At 66.6% G+C, this 24,656-nt stretch carries 21 protein-coding genes; 13 read left to right on the top strand and 8 right to left on the bottom strand.

The genetic code is table 11. The annotated features are described in order from the left end of the window. The first annotated feature begins 77 nt into the window (after positions 1-77). From pqqB to pqqE, 4 genes are read left to right on the top strand one after another with little or no spacing between them, the layout of a single operon-like run. Complete coding sequence (gene pqqB / locus DU475_RS01080) at positions 78-1,004, top strand: pyrroloquinoline quinone biosynthesis protein PqqB (RefSeq protein ID WP_164630179.1); 927 nt, start codon at positions 78-80, stop codon at positions 1,002-1,004. Continuing rightward, positions 1,001-1,765, top strand: coding sequence for a pyrroloquinoline-quinone synthase PqqC (gene pqqC, locus DU475_RS01075; protein WP_349644144.1), 765 nt, complete (start codon positions 1,001-1,003; stop codon positions 1,763-1,765). Before pqqB ends, pqqC begins: the two co-directional genes overlap by 4 nt. Positions 1,766-1,769: 4 nt before the next feature. Continuing rightward, entirely contained in the window at positions 1,770-2,078 is a 309-nt protein-coding gene (gene pqqD, locus DU475_RS01070) for a pyrroloquinoline quinone biosynthesis peptide chaperone PqqD (protein ID WP_164630175.1), read from the top strand. Further along, entirely contained in the window at positions 2,075-3,253 is a 1,179-nt protein-coding gene (pqqE, locus tag DU475_RS01065) for a pyrroloquinoline quinone biosynthesis protein PqqE (RefSeq protein ID WP_164630174.1), read from the top strand. Before pqqD ends, pqqE begins: the two co-directional genes overlap by 4 nt. 120 nt (positions 3,254-3,373) lie before the next feature. On the opposite strand, the gene DU475_RS01060 is transcribed toward pqqE, so the two are convergent. The 4 genes from DU475_RS01060 to DU475_RS01045 form a co-directional block, all read right to left on the bottom strand. Further along, positions 3,374-4,483: an S-(hydroxymethyl)glutathione dehydrogenase/class III alcohol dehydrogenase gene (locus tag DU475_RS01060; protein ID WP_164630172.1), complete on the bottom strand. Its 1,110-nt coding sequence runs from the start codon at positions 4,481-4,483 to the stop codon at positions 3,374-3,376. Positions 4,484-4,580: 97 nt separating this feature from the next. Beyond that, complete coding sequence (locus DU475_RS01055; protein ID WP_164630170.1) at positions 4,581-6,104, bottom strand: helicase HerA domain-containing protein; 1,524 nt, start codon at positions 6,102-6,104, stop codon at positions 4,581-4,583. A gap of 126 nt (positions 6,105-6,230) precedes the next feature. Further along, positions 6,231-7,247, bottom strand: coding sequence for an LLM class flavin-dependent oxidoreductase (locus DU475_RS01050; RefSeq protein WP_164630168.1), 1,017 nt, complete (start codon positions 7,245-7,247; stop codon positions 6,231-6,233). A 113-nt stretch (positions 7,248-7,360) separates the two neighbouring features. Next, positions 7,361-7,984, bottom strand: a complete 624-nt coding sequence (locus DU475_RS01045; protein ID WP_164630166.1) for a TetR/AcrR family transcriptional regulator — start codon at positions 7,982-7,984, stop codon at positions 7,361-7,363. 78 nt (positions 7,985-8,062) lie between these two features. Between DU475_RS01045 and DU475_RS01040 the strand changes: the two genes are divergently transcribed. The 6 genes from DU475_RS01040 to DU475_RS01015 are packed head-to-tail and all read left to right on the top strand — an operon-like array spanning position 8,063 to position 15,392. Then, positions 8,063-9,151, top strand: coding sequence for an efflux RND transporter periplasmic adaptor subunit (locus tag DU475_RS01040; RefSeq protein WP_164630164.1), 1,089 nt, complete (start codon positions 8,063-8,065; stop codon positions 9,149-9,151). Further along, on the top strand, positions 9,148-10,221 hold the full coding sequence (locus tag DU475_RS01035; protein WP_164630162.1) for an efflux RND transporter periplasmic adaptor subunit: 1,074 nt from the start codon (positions 9,148-9,150) through the stop codon (positions 10,219-10,221). The genes DU475_RS01040 and DU475_RS01035 overlap by 4 nt, the downstream gene beginning before the upstream one ends. Next, the gene (locus tag DU475_RS01030; protein WP_164630160.1) at positions 10,218-13,268 is read left to right on the top strand and encodes an efflux RND transporter permease subunit; all 3,051 of its coding nucleotides are present in this window, start codon (positions 10,218-10,220) and stop codon (positions 13,266-13,268) included. The genes DU475_RS01035 and DU475_RS01030 overlap by 4 nt, the downstream gene beginning before the upstream one ends. Position 13,269: 1 nt before the next feature. Continuing rightward, positions 13,270-13,551: a hypothetical protein gene (locus tag DU475_RS01025; protein ID WP_013503228.1), complete on the top strand. Its 282-nt coding sequence runs from the start codon at positions 13,270-13,272 to the stop codon at positions 13,549-13,551. A 31-nt stretch (positions 13,552-13,582) separates the two neighbouring features. Then, a complete protein-coding gene (locus tag DU475_RS01020) occupies positions 13,583-14,776 on the top strand; it encodes a patatin-like phospholipase family protein (protein WP_164630158.1) in 1,194 nt (397 codons plus the stop codon). Positions 14,777-14,834: 58 nt separating this feature from the next. Then, on the top strand, positions 14,835-15,392 hold the full coding sequence (locus DU475_RS01015; RefSeq protein ID WP_164630156.1) for a hypothetical protein: 558 nt from the start codon (positions 14,835-14,837) through the stop codon (positions 15,390-15,392). Positions 15,393-15,416: 24 nt separating this feature from the next. Here DU475_RS01015 and DU475_RS01010 read toward each other — a convergent pair whose 3' ends face one another. Together DU475_RS01010 and DU475_RS01005 are read right to left on the bottom strand one after the other, a co-directional pair. Further along, positions 15,417-17,405, bottom strand: a complete 1,989-nt coding sequence (locus DU475_RS01010) for an adenylate/guanylate cyclase domain-containing protein (RefSeq protein ID WP_164630154.1) — start codon at positions 17,403-17,405, stop codon at positions 15,417-15,419. A gap of 272 nt (positions 17,406-17,677) precedes the next feature. Continuing rightward, on the bottom strand, positions 17,678-18,505 hold the full coding sequence (locus tag DU475_RS01005; RefSeq protein WP_246700203.1) for a TetR/AcrR family transcriptional regulator: 828 nt from the start codon (positions 18,503-18,505) through the stop codon (positions 17,678-17,680). On the opposite strand from DU475_RS01005, the gene DU475_RS01000 reads away from it, so the two are divergent. From DU475_RS01000 to dusA, 3 genes are all read left to right on the top strand, one after another. Next, positions 18,474-19,589 carry an efflux RND transporter periplasmic adaptor subunit gene (locus DU475_RS01000; RefSeq protein ID WP_164630152.1) on the top strand — a complete coding sequence of 372 codons (1,116 nt, stop codon included), beginning with the start codon at positions 18,474-18,476 and terminating at the stop codon, positions 19,587-19,589. The two genes, DU475_RS01005 and DU475_RS01000, sit on opposite strands and share 32 nt — an antisense overlap. Beyond that, positions 19,589-22,744: an efflux RND transporter permease subunit gene (locus DU475_RS00995; protein ID WP_164630150.1), complete on the top strand. Its 3,156-nt coding sequence runs from the start codon at positions 19,589-19,591 to the stop codon at positions 22,742-22,744. The genes DU475_RS01000 and DU475_RS00995 overlap by 1 nt, the downstream gene beginning before the upstream one ends. A gap of 111 nt (positions 22,745-22,855) precedes the next feature. Further along, positions 22,856-23,851 (top strand): tRNA dihydrouridine(20/20a) synthase DusA, encoded by a 996-nt coding sequence (dusA, locus tag DU475_RS00990; RefSeq protein WP_164630148.1) that lies wholly within the window; start codon positions 22,856-22,858, stop codon positions 23,849-23,851. Between the two features lie 11 nt (positions 23,852-23,862). On the opposite strand, the gene DU475_RS00985 is transcribed toward dusA, so the two are convergent. Further along, positions 23,863-24,399, bottom strand: a complete 537-nt coding sequence (locus DU475_RS00985) for a TIGR02281 family clan AA aspartic protease (RefSeq protein WP_164630146.1) — start codon at positions 24,397-24,399, stop codon at positions 23,863-23,865. Positions 24,400-24,421: 22 nt separating this feature from the next. Then, on the bottom strand, positions 24,422-24,646 hold the full coding sequence (locus DU475_RS00980) for a DUF1289 domain-containing protein (protein WP_013503219.1): 225 nt from the start codon (positions 24,644-24,646) through the stop codon (positions 24,422-24,424). Positions 24,647-24,656 lie beyond the last annotated feature (10 nt).

The following is a 24,656-nucleotide window of genomic DNA, read 5'->3' as shown; positions in this document are numbered from 1 at the left end:
AGTCCCTGTCGGTCGCGATGGTTGCGCATTCAGTTGCGCACGATGCCGTCGATGTGGACGTCAGTGGAAGGCGGTCGATGCTGCGGGTGATCGTTCTCGGCGCCGCAGCCGGCGGCGGGGTGCCGCAGTGGAATTGCGGCTGCCCGGTCTGTCGTGCGGCCTTCGCTGAGGCCGAGCTCCGCCGCACCCAAGCGTCGGTGGCGGTCAGCAGCGATGGCGAACACTGGTTCCTGATCAACGCGTCCCCCGACCTGCGCCAGCAGATCATCGCGACGCCGCAATTGCATCCGCGCGCAGGCGCCTTGCGGCACAGCCCGATCGCCGGTGTGATCCTGACCAATGGCGAGGTCGATGCCGTGGCCGGCTTGCTGTCGATGCGCGAGGGCTCGCCGTTCACGATCTATGCACACGTCAAGGTGCTGGCGATCCTGAAGGCCAACAGCATCTTCAACGTGCTGAATGAAAAGCTGGTGGAACGGCAGCCGATCGCGGTCGATCAGCCGTTCGCCCTTCGGCTGCCGGACGGCGCGCCGTCCGGCCTCGAGGTGAATGCCTTCGCGGTGCCGGGGAAGGGCGCTTGGTATCTCGAGGGACAGACCCATCCCGGCGGAACCGACGCCGAGGGCGACACGCTCGGGCTGACCATCACCGAGGCCGCGACCGGGCGGACAGTGCACGTGCTGACCGCGTGTGCGCGGGTCACCGACGATCTCAAGGCGCGGCTGTCGGGCGCGCCGCTGCTGCTGTTCGACGGCACGGTGTGGCGCGACGACGAACTGATCGCCGCCGGCCTCGGACACAAGACCGGGCAGGCGATGGGGCACATCGCGATGGCGGGCGACGACGGCGCGATCGCCGCGCTGGCGGATCTCGGTGTCGGCCAAAAGCTGTTCGTCCATATCAATAATTCCAATCCGGCGCTGCTGACTCACTCGGCGGAGCGCCGACAGCTCGAAACGGCCGGCTGGCAGATCCCGGCGGACGGCACGGAGGTGACGCTGTGAATGCGATGACCGCGTTTTCTTTGAACGGCGCCGCGCCGCTCGCCAATGCCGATGAGCTCGAAGCGGCGCTACGCCAGATCGGTGCCGCGCGCTATCACAATCTGCATCCGTTTCATCGCCTGCTGCACGGTGGCAAGCTCAACAAAGGCCAGGTGCAGGCCTGGGCGCTGAACCGCTACTATTATCAGAGCTCGATCCCGATCAAGGACGCGGTGGTGATCTCGCGGTTTCGCGATCGGGCCACCCGCGTCGAGTGGCGGCACCGGATCGAGGATCACGACGGCGATCTGTCCAGCGAAGGCGGTATCGAGCGCTGGCTGAAGCTGACCGAAGGGCTTGGCCTCGACAGCGGTTACGTCGAATCCACGCAAGGCATTCTGCCGGCGACGCGGTTCGCGGTGGATGCCTATGTGCATTTCGTCCGCGACCGCACCCCGCTGGAAGCGATCGCCTCGTCGCTGACCGAATTGTTCGCGCCCAATCTGCACGAGGAGCGGATCGCCGGGATGCTGGCGCATTACGATTTCGTCAATCCGGAGATCATGAGCTACTTCAAGCGCCGGCTGGAACAGGCGCCGCGCGATGCCGACTTTGCGCTTACTTACGTCAAGCAGCACGCCACCACCCCGGCCGAGCGCGAGGCGGTGTGCAACGCGCTGATCTTCAAGACCAACGTGTTGTGGGCGCAGCTCGACGCGCTGCATCACGCCTATGTCGACGGTCACATTCCGCCCGGCGCGTTCGTGCCGGAAGGAGTCTGAGCCGATGGCGCCGCGCCGGATCAGCGTCAGCGAGGCCAGCCGTCCGGTGCTGCCGCGCCACGCCCGGCTGAAGTTCGACGACACGAGGCAGCGCTGGGTGATCCTGGCGCCGGAGCGGGTGCTGGCGCCGGACGAGATCGCGGTCGAAATCCTGCAGCTCTGCGACGGCGCGCGCGATGTGGCGGCGATCATCGATGCGCTGGCGGCGAAGTACACCGCGGGCCGCGCCGAGATCGGCCGCGACGTGATCGCGATGCTGCAGGATCTCGCCGACAAAGGCTTTCTCACCGAGGCGCGGGAGACCGCGCCGTGAGCGGGGCCGCCGCCAGCGTTGCGGTTTCCGACGGCGTCGCCGTGCTGGAGAAGCCCGGCAGCGTCGCGGAGAGGTTCGGCATTCCGCTCGCGGTGCTGCTGGAGCTGACGCATCGCTGCCCGCTGCAATGCCCGTATTGCTCCAATCCGCTGGAGCTGGAACGCGGCGGTGCCGAGCTGTCGACCGACGAGTGGAAGCGGGTGCTCAGCGAGCTTGCGAGCATCGGCGTGCTCCAGGTGCATTTCTCCGGCGGCGAGCCGACTGCGCGCAAGGATTTGGTCGAGCTGGTGCGGCATTCCACCGAGGTCGGGCTCTACACCAATCTGATCACTTCGGCTGTACTGCTGAGCCGCGAGCGGCTGGCGGCGCTGGCGGATGCCGGGCTGGCGCATGTGCAGATCAGTTTTCAGGGCAGCGAGGCAGAGATCGCCGACCGTGTCGGCGGCTTTGCCGGTGGGCACGCCAAGAAGCTCGAGGTCGCGCGCTGTACCCGCGAGCTCGATCTGCCACTCACCGTCAATGCGGTGATGCACCGGCAGAACCTGCACCTGCTGCCCGACATCATCGAGATGGCGGTGCAGCTCGACGCCGATCGGCTCGAAGTCGCCAATGTGCAGTATTACGGCTGGGCGCTGAGGAACCGCGCCGCGCTGATGCCGACATTGCAGCAGATCGAGGATTGCACCGCGACGGTCGAGGCGGCCCGCGATCGGCTGAAAGGGGTGCTGGCGATCGACTACGTGATCCCGGACTACTACGCGGCCCGGCCGAAGAAATGCATGGGCGGCTGGGGCCGGCAGTTCTTCAACATCTCGCCGAGCGGCAAGGTGCTGCCGTGCCACGCCGCCGAAACCATCACCGGGCTGGCGTTTCCGTCGGTGCGGGACGGCGCCCCGATCGCCGAGATCTGGCGCGCCGCCGAGGCGTTCAACCGCTATCGCGGCACCGGGTGGATGCAGCAGCCGTGTGCGAGCTGCGCGTTCAAGGAGATCGATTTCGGCGGTTGCCGCTGTCAGGCCTTCGCGCTCGCCGGCGACGCCGCCGCGACCGACCCGGCCTGCGCGCTGTCGCCGCTGCACGACCGGATCTTTCGGACGGCCGAGGCGGAGGCTGCCGCCGGCAGCGATCGCTTCCTGTATCGCAATTTTGCGGGTGGCACGGCCGAGGGCGAATAGCGCAGCCTGTCTTTCGTCATTCCGGGGCGCTCACGCAGTGAGCGAACCCGGAATCTCGCCGTGCTCTGAACCTCGGGATTCCGGGTTCGCTGCGCGCGCCCCCGGAATGACGGGGCGCGGTTAGTACACCACCACCGACCTGATCGACTTGCCTTCGTGCATCAGATCGAAGCCCTTGTTGATGTCTTCGAGCTTCAGCACGTGGGTGATCATCGGGTCGATCTCGATCTTGCCGTTCATGTACCAGTCGACGATCTTCGGCACGTCGGTGCGGCCGCGGGCGCCGCCGAACGCCGAGCCCTTCCAGACGCGGCCGGTGACGAGCTGGAACGGGCGGGTCGAGATTTCCTTGCCGGCTTCAGCGACGCCGATCACCACCGACACGCCCCAGCCGCGATGGCAGGCTTCCAGCGCCTGCCGCATCACATTGGTGTTGCCGGTGCAGTCGAAGGTGTAGTCGGCGCCGCCGTCGGTGAGCCCGACGAGATGCTGCACGATGTCGCCGTCGATTTTCTTCGGGTTGACGAAGTGCGTCATGCCGAAGCGGCGGCCCCATTCTTCCTTGTCGTCGTTGATGTCGACGCCGACGATCTTGTCGGCACCGACCATCTTTGCACCCTGGATGACGTTGAGGCCGATGCCGCCGAGGCCGAACACCACGACGTTGGAGCCGGGCGTGACCTTGGCGGTGTTGACCACCGCGCCGACGCCGGTGGTGACGCCGCAGCCGATGTAGCAGCTCTTGTCGAACGGCGCGTCCTCACGGATCTTCGCGACGGCGATCTCCGGCAGCACGGTGAAGTTCGAGAACGTCGAGCAGCCCATGTAGTGATAGATGGTCTGGCCCTTGTAGGAAAAGCGCGAGGTGCCGTCCGGCATCAGGCCCTTGCCCTGGGTGGCGCGGATCGCGGTGCAGAGGTTGGTCTTCTGGCTCAGGCAGCTTTTGCACTGCCGGCATTCCGGCGTGTACAGCGGGATGACGTGGTCGCCCGGCTTCACAGAGGTGACGCCGACGCCGACTTCGCGGACGATGCCTGCGCCTTCATGGCCGAGGACCGAGGGAAAGATGCCTTCGCTATCGAAGCCGTCGAGCGTGTAGGCGTCGGTGTGGCAGATGCCGGTGGCCTTGATCTCGACCAGCACCTCGCCGGCCTTCGGCCCTTCGAGATCCAGCTCGACGATTTCGAGCGGCTTCTTGGCCTCGAACGCGACGGCGGCCCGTGTCTTCATGGCGATCCTCCTGGCATCGGCAAAACTGCGATTGCCTCTCGTATCGCAAATCGGCGCGCCGACTTGAACCGTTTTCTAGCCGGTAGGGCGACGGGGCTCACGCCGAGGCGGCGCGGCAATCGTCTTCGATCGGCAGATCGTCGGGCGCGTTGGGATCGCCGGGCGCGGTGGCCCAGGCGAGCTCGACCAGCGTCACGGTGCGGCGGCCGGCGCCGTCGAACTGGCAGACGATCAGGCCCTGTTCTTCGATGTAGGTCAGCAGGCGCCGGGCGCGGCGCAGCGAGTGCGTGCCATAGGCCCGCGCGATCGCAGCGTCGCCGGGGCAGGGCCAGCCTTCCTTGGCGGCGCGGGCGATGATCATGAACACGCCCTGCATATCGTCGGGCAACGTGGAGGCGCGCAGCGTCACGTCCTGCCACGCATCATCGGCCGCCATCTCGGTGGTGAGGCCGGCGCGGGCGTGTGTCAGCATCCGGCGAAACTCGGTCATGTCCGGGATCGCGGTGGCGAGGCCTTCGATCCGGCAGCGCACCACGAATTCCTGATACAGCACGCCGATGGCGCGGAAGCCAGCATCCGGTTCGGCCAGGATCGCGCGCAGGATGCGGTCGAGCCGGTCGCGGCGCTCGGCGATCTGTTCGTCGCTGAGTGCGGGCGCCTCCGGCTCCGGCGTGGGGTCGATCGCGACCGACTTGGCCGCCATCAACTGGCTGAGCAGATCCGGAGCCGGCGCGCGGCGCTGCGGCCGTGTTGCGATGGTCTCCGGCGGCGGCGCGGCGAGGATCACGGCGCGCGCGTCTTCCAGGCCTGCTTCCGGCAGCGGCATCAGGCGCGGCGTCGAGTTGCGCGGATGGGTTTCGGTCGGCCCGATCCGCAGGCCGAGCGGCCGGCGCGACAGCGCCGGGCCGAGCGCCATGAACTGGCCGCGTTCGAGATCGCGAAACGCTTCGGCCTGCCGCCGCTCCATGCCGAGCAGATCGGCGGCGCGCGCCATGTCGATATCGAGGAAGGTACGCCCCATCAGGAAGTTCGAGGCTTCCGCCGCGACGTTCTTGGCGAGCTTGGCCAGCCGCTGGGTGGCGATCACGCCGGCGAGGCCGCGCTTGCGGCCGCGGCACATCAAATTGGTCATCGCGCCGAGCGACAGTTTACGCGCTTCGTCGGAGACTTCGCCGGCGACGGCGGGCGCGAACAGTTGCGCTTCGTCGACCACCACCAACATCGGATACCAATGGTCGCGCGCGGTGTTGAACATGCCGTCGAGATACGCCGCCGCGCGGCGCATCTGGTTCTCGGCGTCCAGGCCCTCGAGATTGAGCACCGCCGAGACGCGGTGAATGCGGGCGCGCTCGCCGGCAACCTGCAGGCCGCGCTCAGTGTGGTCTTCGGCGTTGATGACGAGATGGCCGAATCGCTCGGCGAGCGTGACGAAGTCGCCTTCGGGATCGATGATCGCCTGTTGTACCCAGGGCGCGCTCTGCTCCAGCAGGCGGCGCAGCAGATGCGACTTGCCCGAGCCGGAATTGCCCTGCACCAACAGTCGCGTCGCCAGCAGTTCCTCGAGATCGAGAGCCGCGGTTGCGCCTGAATTGGTTTGCCCCATTTCGATCGCAACGGTCATGGCGCGGCCCGAGGTCTCCTTTCGCGAGCAGGGGGCTTAACAACCTGGGCGCGCCGCGTCGAGCACCCGCGGCGGTTCCAATCGGTGTTATGCACGCAGATCAGCGATGCGGCTGCACCACGCGAATCAGCGCCAGCCGAGTGCCGGCGCGACATGGGTGAGGACGGCCTCGATCACATGGGCGTTGTAATCGACCCCGAGCTGATTGGGGATCGTCAGCAGCAGCGTGTCGGCTTCGGCGATCGCCTCATCCGCTTTGAGCTGTTCGATCAGCGCGTCGGGCTCGGCCGCGTAAGACCGGCCGAAGATCGCGCGGGTCTGTTCGTCGAGATAGCCGATCTGATCCTGCTGCTGGCCGTCGCGGCCGAAATAGGCGCGGTCGCGGTCGTCGACCAGCGGGAAGATGCTGCGGCTGACCGAGACCCGCGCCGTGCGGGTGTGGCCGGCCTCCTTCCAGGCTTCGAGATAGGCGCGGATCTGCGCCGCCTGCTGAACGTGAAACGGCTCCCCGGTCTCGTCGTTCTTCAGCGTCGAGCTTTGCAGGTTCATCCCGAGCTTGGCGGCCCACACTGCGGTCGCATTCGAGCCGGCGCCCCACCAGATCCGATCGCGCAGGCCTTCCGAATATGGTTCGAGCCGCAATAGACCGGGCGGATTGGGAAACATCGGCCGCGGGTTGGGCTGCGCGAAGCCCTGGCCGCGCAGCAAGTCGAGCAGCACTTCGGCGTGGCGGCGGCCCATGTCGGCGTCGCTCTCGCCCTCGGCGGGCTGATAGCCGAAATAGCGCCAGCCATCGATCACCTGCTCGGGCGAACCGCGGCTGATGCCGAGCTGCAGCCGGCCGCCGGCGATCAGATCGGCGGCGCCGGCGTCCTCGGCCATGTACAGCGGATTCTCGTAGCGCATGTCGATCACGGCGGTGCCGATCTCGATGCGCTTGGTCCTGGCGCCGATCGCGGCGAGCAGCGGGAAGGGCGAGGCGAGTTGCCGGGCGAAATGATGCACGCGGACGTAGGCGCCATCGGCGCCGAGCTGTTCGGCGGCCTGCGCCAGATCGATGGTTTCCAGCAGCGCGTCGGCGGCCGAACGCGTGCGTGACTGCGGCGACCAATGGCCGAACGAGAGAAAACCGATCTTCTTCATGGAGGGCAGCCCTGACGATGTGAAGGCTGTAGATAGTGCGCCTGCCGCTTCGGAAAAGCCTGCGATGGCGCATGGCCTTTATTGATCAGCACACGCGCGTCGCGCGTGATGCGTCAATTTTTCGCGAGACCGCGCAGCAGCAGATCGACGCTAGCTTCGGTGAAAGCGGCGAAATCGACTTCCTTACGGGTGCCGAACAGCAGCGACCACAGGCTGAGCAGCACCGCGGGACTCATCACGATCTCGGTGAAGCCGGCAGCCGGCGCATCGCGGAATTCGCCGGCGGCGACGCCCTGGTCGATGACTTCCCTGAACTGATCGATGATCGGCGCGACGAATTCCTCGTAGTGACGGTCGACCAGATCGGGAAAGCGGCCGCCTTCGGCGATCAGGAAGCGCAGGATCTCGCGCGACTCGCGGTTCTCCGCAATGTGGCCATAGGTGAAGGCGATCAAGCCGCGCAGCCGTTCGGTGGCCGAGCCGGGGAGGGTGAGCGCGTAGTCCTTCAGGCCGGGCAGAAACGATTGCGATTTGTGCCGAACCATCTCTTCGAACACCCGTTCCTTGGTGTCGAAGTAAAAGTAGATCGTGCCCTTGGTGACGCCGGCGCGGGCCGCGACGTCTTCCAGACGGGTCGCCGCATAGCCGTGCATGACGAATTCCTCGAACGCGGCGTCGAGGATTTCCGAGGGGCGCTCGGCTTTGCGGCGGGCGCGTTTGGTCACGGCAGGCGGCATGGGCGGACTCCGATCACGTAGTTTTACTATTGACTTTCGAGTCAGTCAATAATATTGCACTGCGATGCGCTTGATCGAATGGGCGAATTTTTGATGCTTCGGCTCAGAACCGTGGTGCTGCTGTTGGTCGCCGCCGCTCTGGCGGGGTGCGGCGAGGAGGCCCGGCCGGAACACCCGGTGACGCTGGTGAAAACCGAGCTGGTTCGCGACCAGCCGCGCAGCACGGTGATCCGGTTGACGGGCGACGTCCAGGCCAGGGTTTCGACCGAATTGTCGTTCCGGGTCAGTGGCCGGGTAATCGAACGTCTGGTCGATGTCGGGGCGCACGTGAAGGCCGGCGACGTGCTGGCGCGGCTCGATCCGACCGAACAGCGCGCCGATTTGGTCGGCGCCCAGGCGGCGCTGACCGCTGCCGAAGCCCAGCTCCGCCTCGCCACCGCGACCTACGAACGCCAGAAGACGCTGATGGCGTCCGGCTTCACCACCCGTGTCGCGTTCGATCAGGCGCAGGAGGGGCTGCGCGCCGCCGAGGGCTCGCTGGACACCGCCAAGGCGCAGCTCGGCATCGCCAAGGACGCGCTCGGCTACACCGAGCTGCGCGCCAGCGCCGCCGGCATCATCACCGCACGCAACGTCGAGGTCGGCCAGGTCGCGCAATCGGCGCAGTCGGCCTACACGCTGGCGGAAGACGGCGCCCGCGACGCGGTGTTCGACGTCTACGAGGCGATCTTCCTGATTCCGGTCGGCAGCGACACCATCAAGCTGTCGCTGGTCTCGAACCCTGCGATTACCGCGATGGCGAAGCCGCGCGAGATCTCTCCCACCGTCGATCCGAAGACGGGATCGGTGCGGGTGAAACTGTCGATCGAGAATCCGCCGCCGGAGATGACGCTGGGAAGCGTCGTGGTCGGCGAAGGCTACAGCCGGGCGGTCGACAAGATCGTGCTGCCGTGGAGCGCGCTGACTGCCGACCAGAGCGGCGCCGCGGTTTGGGTGGTCGATCCGCAAACCCATGCGGTTTCGCTCAAGAGCGTCACGATCGAAAGCTACGAGACCAACTCGATCGTGGTCGGTCGCGGCCTTGCGATCGGCGACCGCGTCGTGGTCGACGGCGGCAAGCTGCTGCGCCCCGGCCAGATCGTCGTCGACGTCGGAGGCGCCGCATGAACGCTCCGCGGATTGTTGCGATGATCGCAGCGGCACTGCTGGTCGCCGGTTGCGAGGACAAGGCGCAGCCGCCAGCCGCGGTTCGGCCGGTGCTGTCGACGGTGGTCGCCCCGCTGCAGGCGACCAACTTGTCGGTGGTCGGAACCGTCGAGCCGCAGTTCAGGACCGACTACGGGTTTCGGATGCTCGGTCGCTTGATCGCCCGTCCGGTCAATATCGGCGACACCGTCGAGAAGGGGCAGACGCTGGCGGCTGTCGATCCGTTCGCCGCCGAACTGGCGGTGCGTTCGGCGCAGGCCGATCTCGCCACCGCGCAGGCGCAACTGGCCAATGCCAGCGGCACCGCCAACCGGCAGCGCACCCTGATCGAGACCGGCGCCACCACCAAGGCGACGCTGGATTCCGCCGAACAAAGCGACGCCGCGGCCCAGGCCGCGGTGGTGCGGGCGCAGTCGGCGCTGACGAAAGCGCGCGAGCAACTGAGTTACACCAAGGTCGAGGCGCAATATGCCGGCGTCGTCACCGCGGTCGGTGCGCAGGTCGGCCAGGTGGTCAATCCCGGCCAGATGGTCGCGACCGTCGCCCGTCCTGATGTTCGCGAGGCGGTGATCGATGTCGCCGACGATCTCGTCGGGATGCTCAAGATCGGCACGCCGCTGACGGTGGCGCTGCAGCTCGATCCGCGGGTCCGCGTCGACGGCAAGGTGCGCGAGATCGCGCCGCAGGCCGATCAGGTCACCCGCGCACGGCGGGTCCGCATCACGCTGGACAATCCGCCCGAGACGTTCCGGCTCGGCACCACGATCACCACGCTGATCCCGGGCAAGCCGAGCCGCGGCTTCCGCCTGCCGGCGACCGCGATCCTGCGCGGGGGCGATCAGGCCAGCGTGTGGGTGATCGACACCGCCAAGGGATCGGTCGCTAAGCGCAGCGTGCAGGTCGCGCCGAGCGACAACGGCACAGTTCTGGTCACCGATGGACTCGAGGCCGGCATGCGGATCGTCACCGCCGGCGTCCATCATCTGCAGGAAGGCCAAATGGTCCGGTTCGAACGGGAAGTCACGCCGTGAAGTCGTTCAATCTCTCAGACTGGGCGCTGCAGCACCGTTCGCTGGTCTGGTACTTCATGATCGCCTTCATGGCGGCCGGTCTGTTTTCGTATCTCGACCTCGGCCGCGAGGAAGATCCGGCGTTCACCATCAAGACCATGGTGATCCAGGCGAAGTGGCCCGGCGCCTCGGCCGAGGAGACCACCCGGCAGGTCACCGACCGGATCGAAAAGAAGCTCGAGGAACTGGAGTCGCTGGACTACACCAAGAGCATCACCACGGCCGGCGAGACCACGGTGTTCGTCAATCTGCGCGACACCACCAAGGCGCGCGACGTGCAGCCCACCTGGGTGCGCGTGCGTAACATGATCAACGACATCAAGGGCGACTTCCCGCAAGGCGTGGTCGGTCCCGCCTTCAACGATCGCTTCGGCGACGTGTTCGGCAACATCTACGCGTTCACCAGCGACGGCCTGACCCAGCGCCAGCTCCGCGACAAGGTCGAGGAAGTCCGCGCCAAGGTGCTGCAGGTGCCGAATGTCGGCCGTGTCGACATCGTCGGCGCCCAGGACGAAGTGATCTTCCTCGAATTCTCCCCGCGCAAGGTGGCGGCGCTCGGCCTCGATCAGCGCACCATCGTCAGCTCGCTGCAGGCGCAGAACGCGATCACACCATCGGGCGTGCTGCAGGCGGGGCCGGAGCGGATCGCCGTCCGGGTCAGCGGCCAGTTCACCTCGGAAGAAAGCCTCAAGGCGATCAATCTGCGGGTCAACGACCGGTTTTTTCCGCTGACGGACGTCGCCACCGTCCGACGCGGCTATGTCGATCCGCCGACCTCGCTGTTCCGCTTCAACGGCGAGCCGGCGATCGCGCTGACGATCGGCATGAAAGCCGGTGCCAACCTGCTGCAGTTCGGCGAGGCGCTGAAGGAGGAGATGAAGCGGATCTCCGCCGATCTGCCGGTCGGCGCCGAAGTGCATCTGGTGTCGGACCAGCCGCAAATCGTCGACGAGGCGGTGTCGGGCTTTACCCGGGCGCTGTTCGAGGCGGTGGCGATCGTGCTGGTGATCAGCTTCATCAGCCTCGGCATGCGCGCCGGCCTGGTGGTCGCGATCTCGATCCCGCTGGTGCTGGCGATCACCTTCATGGTGATGTCCTATTCGGGGATCTCGCTGCAGCGGATTTCGCTCGGCGCGCTGATCATCGCGCTCGGCCTGCTGGTCGACGACGCGATGATCGCGGTCGAGATGATGGTGGCGCGGCTGGAGGTCGGCGACTCGCTCTCCAAAGCGGCGACCCACGTCTACACCTCGACGGCGTTTCCGATGCTGACCGGCACGCTGGTCACTGTGGCGGGATTCATTCCGATCGGTCTCAACAACAGCGCGGCGGGCGAATTCACCTTCACGCTGTTCGTGGTGATCGCGGTGTCGCTGCTGACGTCCTGGATCGTCGCGGTGCTGTTCACGCCGCTGCTCGGCGTCACCATCCTGCCCGACAAGATGAAGCAGCATCACGAGACCAAGGGGCGGTTCGGCACGATGTTCAGCCGGACGCTCGGCTTCTGTATGCAGCATCGCTGGCTGACGATCGGCCTGACGCTGGGGGCTTTCGCGCTGTCGCTGGTCGGCATGGGCTTCGTGCAGCAGCAGTTCTTCCCGAATTCCGACCGCAAGGAACTGATCGTCGACTGGAACTTGCCGCAGAACAGTTCCATCGCCGAGACCAATGCGCAGATGGCCAAGTTCGAGCGTGAGGCGCTGGCGGGACGGCCGGGGATCGATCACTGGTCGACCTATGTGGGGCAGGGCGCGCCGCGCTTCGTGCTGTCGTTCGATGTCGAGCCCTCCACCGCGACCTTCGGTCAGATGGTGATCGTGACCAAGAGTCTGGAAGACCGCGACCGGCTGCGGCCGGAGCTGCAGGCTTACTTGCGCAAAACCTTCCCGGGCACCGACGCGCTGGTGAAATTGCTCGATATCGGGCCTCCCGTGGGACGGCCGGTTCAATACCGCGTCAGCGGGCCGGACATCGCCAAAGTGCGCGGCTTCGCGCAGCAGCTCGCCGGCGAGGTCGCGGCCAATCCGCATCTCGGCGAAGTGGTGTTCGACTGGATGGAGCCGGCGCGGGTGATCAAGGTCGACGTGCTGCAGGACAAGGCGCGGCAGCTCGGCGTCACCTCCGAAGACATCGCCTCGACCCTCAACGGCATCCTCGACGGCGCGACCATCACCCAGGTGCGTGACGACATTTACCTGATCAACGTGGTGGGCCGCGCCAACGACGCCGAGCGTGGCTCGATCGAGACGCTGCGGAACCTGCAGTTGGCGGGGGGGAGCGGGCAAACCGTGCCGCTCGCGGCGGTCGCGACCTTCCGCTACGAGCTGGAGCAGCCGACGATCTGGCGCCGCGCGCGGCTGCCGACCGTGACGGTCAAGGCCAGCGTCGTCGACGAGGTGCAGCCGGCGACCGTGGTCGAACAGCTCAAGCAATCGGTCGCCGAGTTCAGTGCCAAGCTGCCGGTCGGCTATTCGGTCGCCGTCGGCGGCGCGGTCGAAGAGAGCGGCAAGTCGCAGGCGCCGATCGTCGCGGTGGTGCCGATCATGCTGTTCGTGATGGCCACCGTGCTGATGATCCAGCTGCAGAGCTTCCAGCGGTTGTTCCTGGTGTTCGCGGTGGCGCCGCTGGCGCTGATCGGCGTGGTTGCGGCGCTGCTGCCGAGCCGCGCGCCGCTCGGCTTCGTCGCCATCCTCGGCGTGCTGGCGCTGATCGGCATCCTGATCCGGAACTCGGTGATCCTGATCGTGCAGATCGAGCAGCTCCGCAGCGAGGGACGTCCACCTTGGGATGCGGTGGTGGAGGCCACCGAGCACCGGATGCGGCCGATCATGTTGACGGCGGCGGCGGCCAGCCTGGCGCTGATCCCGATCGCGCGCGAAGTGTTCTGGGGACCGATGGCCTACGCGATGATGGGCGGCATCATCGTGGGCACGGTACTCACCCTGTTGTTCCTGCCTGCGCTGTACATCGCGTGGTTCCGCATCAAGGCGCCGACACAAGAGGCTTAGGATGGCTAGTTCGACTCAAACACCGCCCGATCTTCCGCTGTGCCGCGGCGACCGCGTTCGGATGAGTCCGCTCGGCCGCGAGCGGCATCCACGCTATGGCACACGAGAAGGCGTCATCGTCGGGCAGGGCTCGCCGAGCAGTTGGCGGGTGAAATTCGACGACCGCAAGACCATCCAGGCGATCCATCAGGACTATCTCGAGCGCGTTCCGGGGCAGGCGCCGCGCTTCGACAGTTCCGGGATCTGGAACGGTTGGCGCAACGATCCGCCGGCGAGCCTATAGTCTTACGTCCCTCGTTCCTGTTGGTGTCCTGATGTCCCGCGTGCCCCGCTCGTTTGTCGTCGTGTTCGTGCTGGCATCGAGCTGCTGGCTGGCCGCCTGTGCGAGCCTGCCGCGACAGCCCTACACGGCCGCCGAAGCCACCAAGGCGCGGATCCTCGACCGCGACGATCTGCGGCGCTACGCCGACGATCCGCCCTCGGTCTTCGTGGATCGACGCCTGATGTCCGGGGCTCAGACTTACCTCGCGCTGTCCGGCGGTGGCGCCGATGGAGCCTATGGTGCGGGCGTGCTGGCTGGATGGACCGCCGCGGGGCGCCGGCCGTCGTTCTCACTCGTGTCGGGCGTCAGCACCGGCGCGCTGATCGCGCCGTTCGCCTATCTCGGCCCGCGCTATGACGACACCTTACGCGAGCTCTACACCAGCGGTGTGGCCGAGAGCCTGCTCGAAGATCCGAACCCGTTCAACGCGATCTTCGGCTCTGGCCTGTTCGGCAACAAGCGCCTGCGCGAACTGGTTGCCCGCTACATCGATGCCAATTTCATGGAGGAGGTGGCTGAGCAGCACGCCAAGGGGCGGAGGCTGTTCGTCGTCACCACCAATCTGGATTCGCAGCGCTCGGTGATCTGGGACATGGGCCGGATCGCCTCGCTGAAGACGTCGGAGAGTCTCAATCTGTTCAGGGATGTGGTCGCGGCCTCGGCCAGCATACCGGCGGTGTTCCCGCCGATGCTGGTCAATGCGGAAGCCGACGGCGTCCGGTTCCAGGAGATGCATGTGGATGGCGGCGTGATGTCGCCGGTGCTGACCTTGCCCGAGGCGTATCTGATGCGTAGTGCGTCGTGGGACAAGTCGCTCAACCTGCAGCTCTACATCCTGATGAACAACACAATCGAGCCGGAGTTCCAACTGGTGCGCGATCGCGCGCTCGATATCGCCGCGCGGGCGTCGTCGTCGATGATCAAGGCGCAGACCCGGTCGATCCTCTACAGCACCTATGCGTTTGCCCGCCGCAACAAATATGGTTTCAACCTGACCTATATCGAGAGCGACCGGCCGCCGTCGCCGCCCGGTTTCGACACCGCCTATATGCGTTCGCTGTATCAATACGGCTACGATCGCGCGCGCAGCGGCCATGCCTGGTCGAGCGCGCCGCCGGCGGATGATTCCGCACCGGCGCCCGTTGCGGCCACCACCCCGTCCCGACACGTGGCCGGTGTCCAGTAGCAAAGCGGCCCGCGCGCGGCGTCCGCCGTTTTGGCTGTGCTGGACGAGTGAGGTGAAGATGTCCGCAATCCGGTTCACCACCGCGCTGATGACGGCCGTGCTGGCGATCTGGCCGGCTTCGGCCGCGGTGGCCGATCGCGGCAGCGACACAGAGATTCAAACGCCGGCAGTCAGCCCGAGCGACGAGCGGACCGGTCCATCGATGATCGCGCTCGGCAGCGGTGCGGACTTGATCCGGCTGGCGGAGAAGAAGCTGCGCGGCGCGCGGGTCTATGACCTCGATCTGAGCGACGAGGGCGCCGTTCCGTGGTTCGAGGTCAAGGCGTATCGGGCAGGGCAAGTGTGGAGCATCATGATCGATGCCGCCACGCGCCGGATCGTCCGACCGGCCAGGGCCAGGCCGGCCTCCGAGCTCGATCCCGACACGCAGCGAGATCTCGCCGATTTTGGCCGGATCAGGATGAAGCTGTCGGAAGCGGTGATGATCGCCGAAAAACTCGGCGGCGGCCGGGCGATCAGCGCCGGGCTGCACCGCGACGAAGACAGGCTGGTGTTCGTAGTCGTGGTCGTCGCCGATGGCACGTTGAAGGAGATCACGGTCCAGCCCAACAAGTAGCGGCGCGCGGGTTGTCCCGTCGGCTCAGCTCTTGCCGAGATCCTCGGCCACGCGCACGAGCGTCTGTTTCACCTCGTTGCGGTCCGCCGTGCCGGTGTCGATGAATAGTCGCATTCCGGGCAGTTCCTTGCGGATCACCACCGAGGCCGCAGCCGCCTTCAGTCCCCGCACCGCATAGGCGCGCACCGGCTCGCCGAAGCCCTTCACGGTCAGCGCCGGCCGCTCCTCGGCGTCGATCACGTCGTTCACCAACGACCAGGTGACGTGCGAAATCAGGATCGAGCCGGGCTCGCAGTTCTGCTCCAGGCGCGAGGTGAGATTCACTGCGCCGCCGACGATGGTGTAGTCCATCCGGTCCGGACTGCCGAAATTGCCGACGGTGCAGAACCCGGTGTTGATGCCAATGCGGACCCGGAACGGGCGCTCGGCGCCGGCGTCGATCCATTCCATCTCGAGCTGTCTCAGCTTGTCCTGCATCTCGATCGCCATCATCACGCAGGCGACCGCGTCCTCCTTGACACCGCGGCTCTCCGGATCGCCGAAGAACGCCAGCACCGCGTCGCCGACATATTTGTCGATAGTGGCGCCGTGCTTGAGCGCGATCTGCGCCATCTCGGCGAGGTAGCGGTTGAGCATCGCGGTGAGATCTTCCGACTCCAGTTTGTCGGTGGTCGCGGTGAAGTTGGCGATGTCGGACAGAAAGATCGTCAGCTTCTTGCGCTTGGAGGCGATCTCGGCGTCCTGGTGGCCACTGAAGATCGAGGAATAGACCTGCGGCGACAGATATTTCGACAGCGCCGCCGAAAGTCCTTCCAGGCTGCGGTTGCGGGTCTCCAGTTCCTCGGTGCGCTGCTTCACCATCGAGTCGAGATATTCCTCGCGCGCGGCGACTTGTCCGGCCATGCCGGTGAACACCCGCGCGAGCTGGCCGAGCTCGTCGCGACGCTGGGACACCGGCTTCAGCAGCGCCGGATCGAATTTTTGCGACTCCAGCGCGGCGGCGGCGCGGGTGATCTGGCGCAGCGGCGCAGACTGATAGCGGGCGACGCCGATCGACAGCAGGATGCCGAGTGCCGCGATGGCCGATGCGGTCGCGGCGGCGATCTCGGCCTGGCTCTGCACCGTGGCCCAGACGCGGTTCATCGGCAGCCGCACCAGCGCGGCGCCGACGATTTCCTTGTGATCGTTGCGCACCGGGGCGATCACGCTGAGATTTTCGCGGCTCTCGACGTGCCGGGTCTGGCCGTCGGCGATGACCAGGCTCACCGGGCCGAGTTCTTTCTCGTTGGGACCGTCGCGGCGATCGGCGCCGTAGACGCCGGGACCGACCAGCGCATCGAGCTTGCGGTCGAACACCCACACCGCGTCGATGTCGCCGTCCGCCAGCAGGTTTTCCACCGTACGCGGCAGCCCGATCTTCATGGTCAATTGCTGCAGGAACTTGGCGCTGCGGCCGACCTGGATGATGCGCGGCTTGTCGATGCCGCCGACGCCGACATATTTGAAATGCTGGTTGTCGATGTCGCGCTTGCGCGCCTCCTGGTCGACCACCTTCTTGTTGCCGGTGAGCAGATCGTGGAAGGCGTAGGCCTGCGGCTGCACCTGCGGCGAGTTGCTGAAGGTGAAATCGACGTCCGGCAGGCTGTGCAGATAAGCGTGTCCCTTCTCGTCGGTGATCCAGATCTCGTCGAGCGTCGTCTGATCGGTAATCGACTTCAGCCGGCGATTGATCTCGGCCGGCGTCATCCCGGCGCGTTCGGCCGCTTCGACGAAGTGTCCTAGCAGGGTGCCTTCCGCAGTCATCTCTTCGGCGATGATGCCTTCGACTTCGGTCGGGATCGACGCGGCGAGGCTGGCGCTGCGCGCCAGCAGCCGCGCCACCTTTTCGCCCGAGGCTTCCGCCTCGGTGATGATCGCGCGCCGCGTGGTCCAGGTCAGCAGCGCGGCGGTCACGAGGGTTGCGCCGACGGTCAGCACCGTGACCAGCAGGACCAATCGTGTGGTGAATTTCATCGAAGAACCTGTGCTTGCCGCCGCCCGCTGAGGCGCTGCCGGCAGAGAGCCGCGCGAGGCGGCGCGAACACCGCGCAGTCGAGCCTCGCGCTGCGACCGGCGGACTATCCACGCGGACGGACGGCACTGTCAAATCGCGAGGGCGCTGCACGAACGTGCTGCTCGCAATATAGATATCGTAACAAATCCTGCCGCCTGCCGGCATTGTGGCCCGTCAATCCACCCGTCGCATTTGAATCGAAGGCGAGGGGACGACGGGTGTGGACGAGGCTTTACGACGCTTGGTCGCTCGTCGGCGGCGCAGCGTAAGCAGCCAGGAAAACCTTCACGGCCCGGCCGACGCATTGATCGATCGCGCCGGCGGAGATGGCGTCGTCGAATTGCAGGCTGCGGCGATACACGATCTCGGATTCGAGCAGCGCCAACAGGTGACGCGACGCCGTACCCGGATGGTCGGTGCGCAGGCGGCCGGCTTTTGTCGCCGCGTCGATATAGCGCGTGAACGCCTCGATCGCTTTGCCAGGGCCCGCGTCGTAGAAAATCCGCCCGAGATTGCCGATCCGGCCGTGCGCCACCGCGAGGCGGTGGGCGGTGGTGGCGTCCTCGGCCAGCACGCGTGTGAGCAGTCTCTTGCCGACCTCGATGAGCACACGCTCAGGATCCTCGTCGGCGCGCGCCTCTAGATCTTCGTACATGCCGAGGATCTGCTTGCCGACGACGCGGAGCGCGACGTGCACGAACAGTTCTTCCTTGGACGGGAAGTAGCCGTACAGCGTCGCCTTAGAGCCGCCGAGCCTGCTGGCGATCTCCGACATCGAGGCGCCTTCGAGGCCTCGTTCCTTGAACACCTCGGCCGCGGTGTCGAGGATCGCGTCCCGCTTGGCTTCCGTCCGGACCCTGACCATCGCTCTCCGTCCACCTCGCCAAACCTGCCCGGCGTGCTCCGGGATCATACTGAACGTACGGTCATATTGACAGTCTTGGCTCCGAATAATAACCGTACGTTTGGTTTTGTTATGATCGGCCGACGCTGTATCAGGTCCGGCTTGGGCGAAAGACGTGGCGGCGATGACAAAGATCGTGGGGTTCCGAAGCGCCATCATCGCAATGACGTTGATCCTCGGTGGCTGCGACTCCGCCGCTCCGAAGCCCGATCGCGGCAAGGAGGCCGGTCGAGTGCCGCTCCCCGTGATGGTGGTGCCGGTGCGGTTCGAGGAGGGAAGCAGGACGCGGACGTTTGCCGCCACCATCCGCCCCAGCATCGAGAGCGACCTCGGCTTTCGGATCAGCGGCAAGGTGGCGCGGCGGCTGGTGCGGACCGGCGATTTCGTGCGCAGCGGCCAGCCGCTGCTGACGCTCGACACCAATGATCTTCGGCTACAGCGCGAGCAGGCCGAAGCCGAAGTGAAGGCGGCGCAGTCCAACCTGATTCAGGCCGAGGCCGACGAGGGTCGGGCGGTCGAGCTGCAGAGCAAAGGCTGGATGGCGAACGCCGCGCTGCAGAAGGCGCACGCCACCGCCGAGGAGGCGCGCAGCCGGCTCGTCCGCGCGCAGCGTGCGCTCGATCTCGCCGGGCACGCGCTCGACTACGCGACCCTCGAAGCCGATGCGGACGGCGTGATCACCGCGACGCCGATCGAGCCGGGCCAAGTCATCACCGCCGGACAGGCCGCGATCCGTCTGGCGCGGCTGTCGGAGCTGGAGGCGGTGGTCGCGTTGCCGGAGAGTTACGTCGAGCGGGTCGGTCGCGCCTCCGCCGCGCTGACGCTGTGGTCGCTGCCCGGCAAGAGCTACGAGGTGCGGCTGCGTGAATTGTCGTTCGCGGCCGACCTGGCGACCCGGACCTTCGCGGCGCGCTTCGTGATCCCCGGCGCGGACGACAAGGTGCGGATCGGGATGAGCGCCACGCTGACGCTGCGCGAGCAGGACGAGCGGCGCTTCGCACGGCTGCCGCTGACGGCGATCTACAATCACGGCCGCGGCGCGGCGGTGTTCGTGGTCGGTGACGGCGGCGAACTGCGCGAACGGCCGGTGACGATCGAGCGCTACGAGGATCGCAACGTGCTGGTGACCTCCGGCGTGAGCGAGGGCGAAACCGTCGTCGCGCTCGGCGTCGAAAAGCTCGATCCGGCCCTGACGGTGCGGCCGATCTCCACGCTGTCCCTCAGCTCGGCGGGCAAGTGATGCAGCGGCCCAATCTCTCCGCATGGGCGGTGGCGCATCCGTCCTTGATGCTGTTTCTGATCCTGATGATCAGCGTCGCCGGTCTGCTGTCGTATCAGCGTCTCGGCCGCGCCGAGGATCCATCCTACACCATTAAGGTCGCGGTGGTGACGGCGACATGGCCCGGCGCGACGGCCGAAGAAATGCAGCTTCAGGTCGCCGACCGGATCGAGAAGAAGCTGCAGGAGCTGCCCTGGTTCGACAAGGTCACGACCTATTCCAAGCCCGGCTTCACCGCGGCGCAGATGGAGTTTCGCGACACCACGCCGCCGGCGCAGATCCCCTGGCTGTTCTATCTGATCCGCAAGAAGATGGCCGATGTGAAGCCGGACCTGCCCGACGGTGTGGCGGGGCCGGAGGTCAACGACGAATATGGCGACGTCGAATCGATCGTCTACACGCTGCGCTCCGACAGCGCCGACTACGCGGTGCTGAAACGAATGGCGGAGCAGGTGCGACAGCGGCTGCTGAAAGTGCCGAACGTCTCCAAGGTGACGATCTACGGCACCCAGGACGAGCGCATCTTCGTCGATTTCGACCACGTCAAGCTCGCCAATCTCGGTATCGCGCCGCGTGCGATCTTCGACAGCCTCGCCAAGCAGAACGATCTTGCGCCGGTCGGCATGGTCCAGACCCAGTCGACCCGGATTCCGCTGCGCGTCTCCGGGGCGTTCGACGGCGTTCGCGCGGTGGAGGAAACCCCGATCGCATCGAGCGGCACGGTGATCAGGCTCGGCGACATCGCCACCGTGTCGCGCGGCTTCATCGATCCGCCGCAGTTTCTGGTCCGGCAGCGCGGCGTTCCGGCGCTGGCGATCGGCATCGTGATGCGCAAGGGCGCCAACATCCTGGAGCTCGGCGCGGATGTCGAAGCGTCGATGGCCGAGGTCGAACGCGCCACGCCGGTCGGCGTCACCTTCGAGCGGATCGCTAATCAGCCCGCGGTCGTCCGCGATGCGGTCGGCGATTTCATGCGGTCGTTCGTCGAGGCCCTGGCGATCGTGCTGTTCGTCAGCTTCGTGTCGCTCGGTTGGCGCGTCGGCATCGTGGTCGCGACCTCGGTGCCGCTGGTGCTCGGCATCGTGTTTACGCTGATGCTGACGATCGGCATCGATCTGCACCGGATTTCGCTGGGCGCGCTGATCATCGCACTCGGGCTCTTAGTCGACGACGCCATCATCGCGGTCGAGATGATGGTGGTGAAGATGGAGCAGGGCTTCGACCGGGCGCGGGCGGCGTCGTTCGCCTGGGAGTCGACGGCGTTTCCGATGCTCACCGGCACGCTGGTGACGGCGGCGGGCTTTCTGCCGGTCGGCATGGCGGCGAGCGGCACCGGCGAATATGCCGGCAGCATCTTCTGGGTGGTCGGCATCGCGCTGCTGGCGTCGTGGCTGGTCGCGGTGATCCTGACCCCGTATCTCGGCTTCGTGTTGTTGCCGCACTCGCTGAGCACCGGGACCGCGCACGCGGTTTATGACAGCGGGCTGTATCGACGCTTTCGTAGCGTCGTCACCTGGTGCATCCATCACCGCCTGATTGTGATCGGCATCACCATCGCGGCTTTCGCGATCTCGATCATCGGCTTCGGCAAGATCCAGCGGCAGTTCTTCCCGACCTCCGACCGCACCGAGCTGTTCGTCGAATTGCGGCTGCCGGGCGGCAGCGGCATCGAGGCGACGCTCGCCAATGCCAAGCAGGCCGAGGCGCTGGTCGCAGATGATGACGACATCGTCACCTGGAGCACCTATGTGGGCAAGGGCCCGCCGCGCTTTCTGCTCAACGTCAATCCCGAGCTGCCGAACGAGTCCTATGGCGAACTCGTCGTCGTCACCAAGGACAGCGCCGCGCGCGAACGCGTCAAGCGCAAGATCGAGCAGGCCGTCGCCGATGGCGCGACCGCCGGCGCGCGGGTGCGGGTGCGGCGGCTGGCCTATGGTCCGCCGATCAAGTTTCCGGTGCAATTCCGGGTAATCGGCGAAGATCCGAACACGGTGCGATCGATCGCCTACCAGGTCCGCGATATCATGCGCGGCAATCCAAATGTGATCGAGCCGCAGCTCGATTGGAACGAGCAGATGCCATCGGTGCGTCTGGTGGTCGATCAGGATCGAGCGCGGGCACTTGGCCTCGATCCGCAGACGATCTCACAGACGCTCCAGATGCTGATGACCGGGGCGCCGGTCACCACCGTGCGCGACCGGACCGAGAAGGTCGTGGTGGTGGCGCGGGCGATCGCGGCGCAACGCAACGATCTCGGCGCCATCGACGATCTCACCGTGCTGTCGCGCAACGGCGTGCCGGTGCCGCTGTCGCAGATCGCCGAGATCCGTGAAGGCCACGAGGAAGCGATCCAGTGGCGGCGCGATCGTGACATGGCGATCACCGTGCGTAGCGACGTGCGCGACGGAGTGCAGGCGCCGTTCGTATCGTCGGTGGTATGGGCCGCGTTGGCCGATCTGCGCCAGCATTTGCCGGCCGGTTACCGGATCGAACTCGGCGGTGCGATCGAGGATTCGTCGAAAGCCAATGGTGCGTTGTTGGCGGTGGTGCCGGCGATGCTGGTGGTGATGCTGACGGTGCTGATGGTCCAGCTTCAGAGCTTTTCGAGGTTGGCGCTGGTGTTGCTGACGGCGCCGCTCGGCCTGATCGGCGCCTGTGCCGGGCTGCTCCTGTTCGGCAAGCCGTTCGGGTTCGTCGCGCTGCTCGGACTGATCGCGCTCGCCGGCATGATCATCCGCAACGCGGTGATCCTGGTCGATCAGATCGAGCAGGACATTGCCGCCGGGCATCCGCGCGACGAGGCGATCATCGGCGCCACCGTCCGCCGCGCGCGACCGGTGGTCCTGACCGCGCTCAGCGCCGTGCTGGCGATGATCCCGCTGACGCGTTCGAGCTTCTGGGGCCCGATGGCGGTCGCGATCATGGGCGGACTGCTGGTCGCCACGGTGCTGACGCTGCTGTTCCTGCCGGCGCTGTACGCCGCGTGGTTCTGCCGCGATCCGGCCTCGACATCGACGCTGCGGCAACGCCTCAGCGGCCTTCTGGAAGCCGCCCGCGCCCGAATTGGCTCATTGCTCCCGGCCGTCATGCGCCGGCGCGCGAAGACCGAACGCTGACCGCGGCTCGCCGTGCGGGGAGGGCTGGCGCGACAACGAGCTGGAAATCGCCGGATTCCAAGGCTACCAGCAACCTTGACGCCGCCCGCCAATCCGCCGACATACTGAAATATGCTGCCCAATCAGCCACATCGCTTCTCCGTCGCGCCGATGATGGAATGGACCGACAGTCATTGTCGCGTCTTCCATCGACTGCTGACCAGGTGCGGCCTGCTCTACACCGAGATGGTCACCACCGGCGCGGTGATCCACGGCGACCGGCAGCGGCTGCTCGGCTTCGATGCGAGCGAGCATCCGGTGGCGCTGCAGCTCGGCGGCTCCAATCCGAACGACCTCGCCACCGCGGCGAAGATCGGCGAGGATTTCGGCTACGACGAGATCAACATCAATGTCGGCTGCCCGTCCGATCGGGTGAAGGAGGGGCGGTTCGGCGCCTGCCTGATGGCCGAGCCCGAGCTGGTCGCCGAGGGCGTCGCCGCGATGAAGCGCGTCGTCGCTGTGCCGGTGACGGTGAAGTGCCGGATCGGGATCGACGACCAGGATCCCGAGGTCGCGCTCGATGCGCTGGCGCGCGCGGTGGTCGCCGCCGGCGCCGATGCGCTGATCGTGCACGCCCGCAAGGCGTGGTTGAACGGGCTGTCGCCGAAGGAAAACCGCGATATCCCGCCGCTCGATTACGATCGGGTGTACCGGCTGAAGCAGGCGATGCCGCAGGTGCCGATCATCATCAATGGCGGCATCGGCAGCATCGCCGAGGCCAAGCGACATCTCGACCATGTCGATGGCGTGATGCTCGGCCGCGCCGCCTATCAGGAGCCGTGGCGGTTGCTGGAGGTCGACCCGGAGCTGTTTGGCGAACCGGCGCCGTATCCTTCGATGAAGGAGGCGCTCGAAGCGCTGATCCCGTATATCGAGCGCCAACTCGCGCAAGGCCTGCGGCTGCACGCGATCACCCGCCACGTCATCGGCGCGTACCAGGGCGTGCCCGGTGCCCGCGCGTTCCGCCGCTATCTGTCGGAATTCGGGGTCAAGCCCGATGCCGACGCCAGCGTGCTACTCAAGGCGATGGTGGCGGTGACGGAGCGGGCGGAAATTGCTGCCGCTTAGCGGCGGTGCGGTTAGGGATAGCCGCGCAGCCGGAGCTGGTCGGCGCGGACTTCCCAGCTCTCCAGCCGGTCGAGGAATGTCATCCCGAGCAGGTTGGTCTTCATCTGCCCGCGCGGCACTACCAGCGCCGGGACCGAGCGTTCGACCAGTCTGCCGATCGCCAGGCTGTCGAGCGACAGCCGCGCCGCGCGGGTCGGGCCGCCCGCGGTCTCCAGTTCGACGTTGAATTTCAATAGTTCCAGCGGCAGGCCGGCGGCCTTGGCGGTCTCGTAGGTCAGCACCACCGAGGTCGCGCCGGTGTCGATCACCATCGGTGCCGTGACGCCGTTGACTTTGGCGGTGACCGAGAATTCGCCGCCGGTGCCGCGCGGAATCTCGACCATCCGGCTGCGCGCGGCGTCCGCTGCCGCGGTGGCGGCTGCGACACGCTTCTTCAGCATCGTCGACACCGCATCGCCGGCCTCGGAAATCCGCTTCGGGTCGCCATAGGCGACCACCGCTCCCGCGGTGCCGATCAGCACGATCAGGACCAGCAGCAGGCGGCTCATGGCGCACCTGAAGCGGGCATGGCTAGGACAGCGCGTCGGTGGCCGGAGCGCGGCGCGGTCTTGGCTTCGGCAGCTCCATTCCGGCGTCGGTCATGCGCCGAGGCAGCGCGGCCATGATGGCGCGACGCTCGGCGCTGCTCATCCGCGGCCAGCGGGCGATCTCCGGCATGGTGCGGCCGCAGCCGTAGCACAGGTTGGTCTGCGGATCGATCAGGCAGACTGCGATGCAGGGCGTTTCGATGCTCATGTCGGATGGT

The organism is Rhodopseudomonas sp. WA056, assembly GCF_010906995.1.
Classification (GTDB): Bacteria; Pseudomonadota; Alphaproteobacteria; order Rhizobiales; family Xanthobacteraceae; genus Rhodopseudomonas; species Rhodopseudomonas palustris_G.
This window is presented reverse-complemented; position numbering and strand designations above follow the sequence as displayed.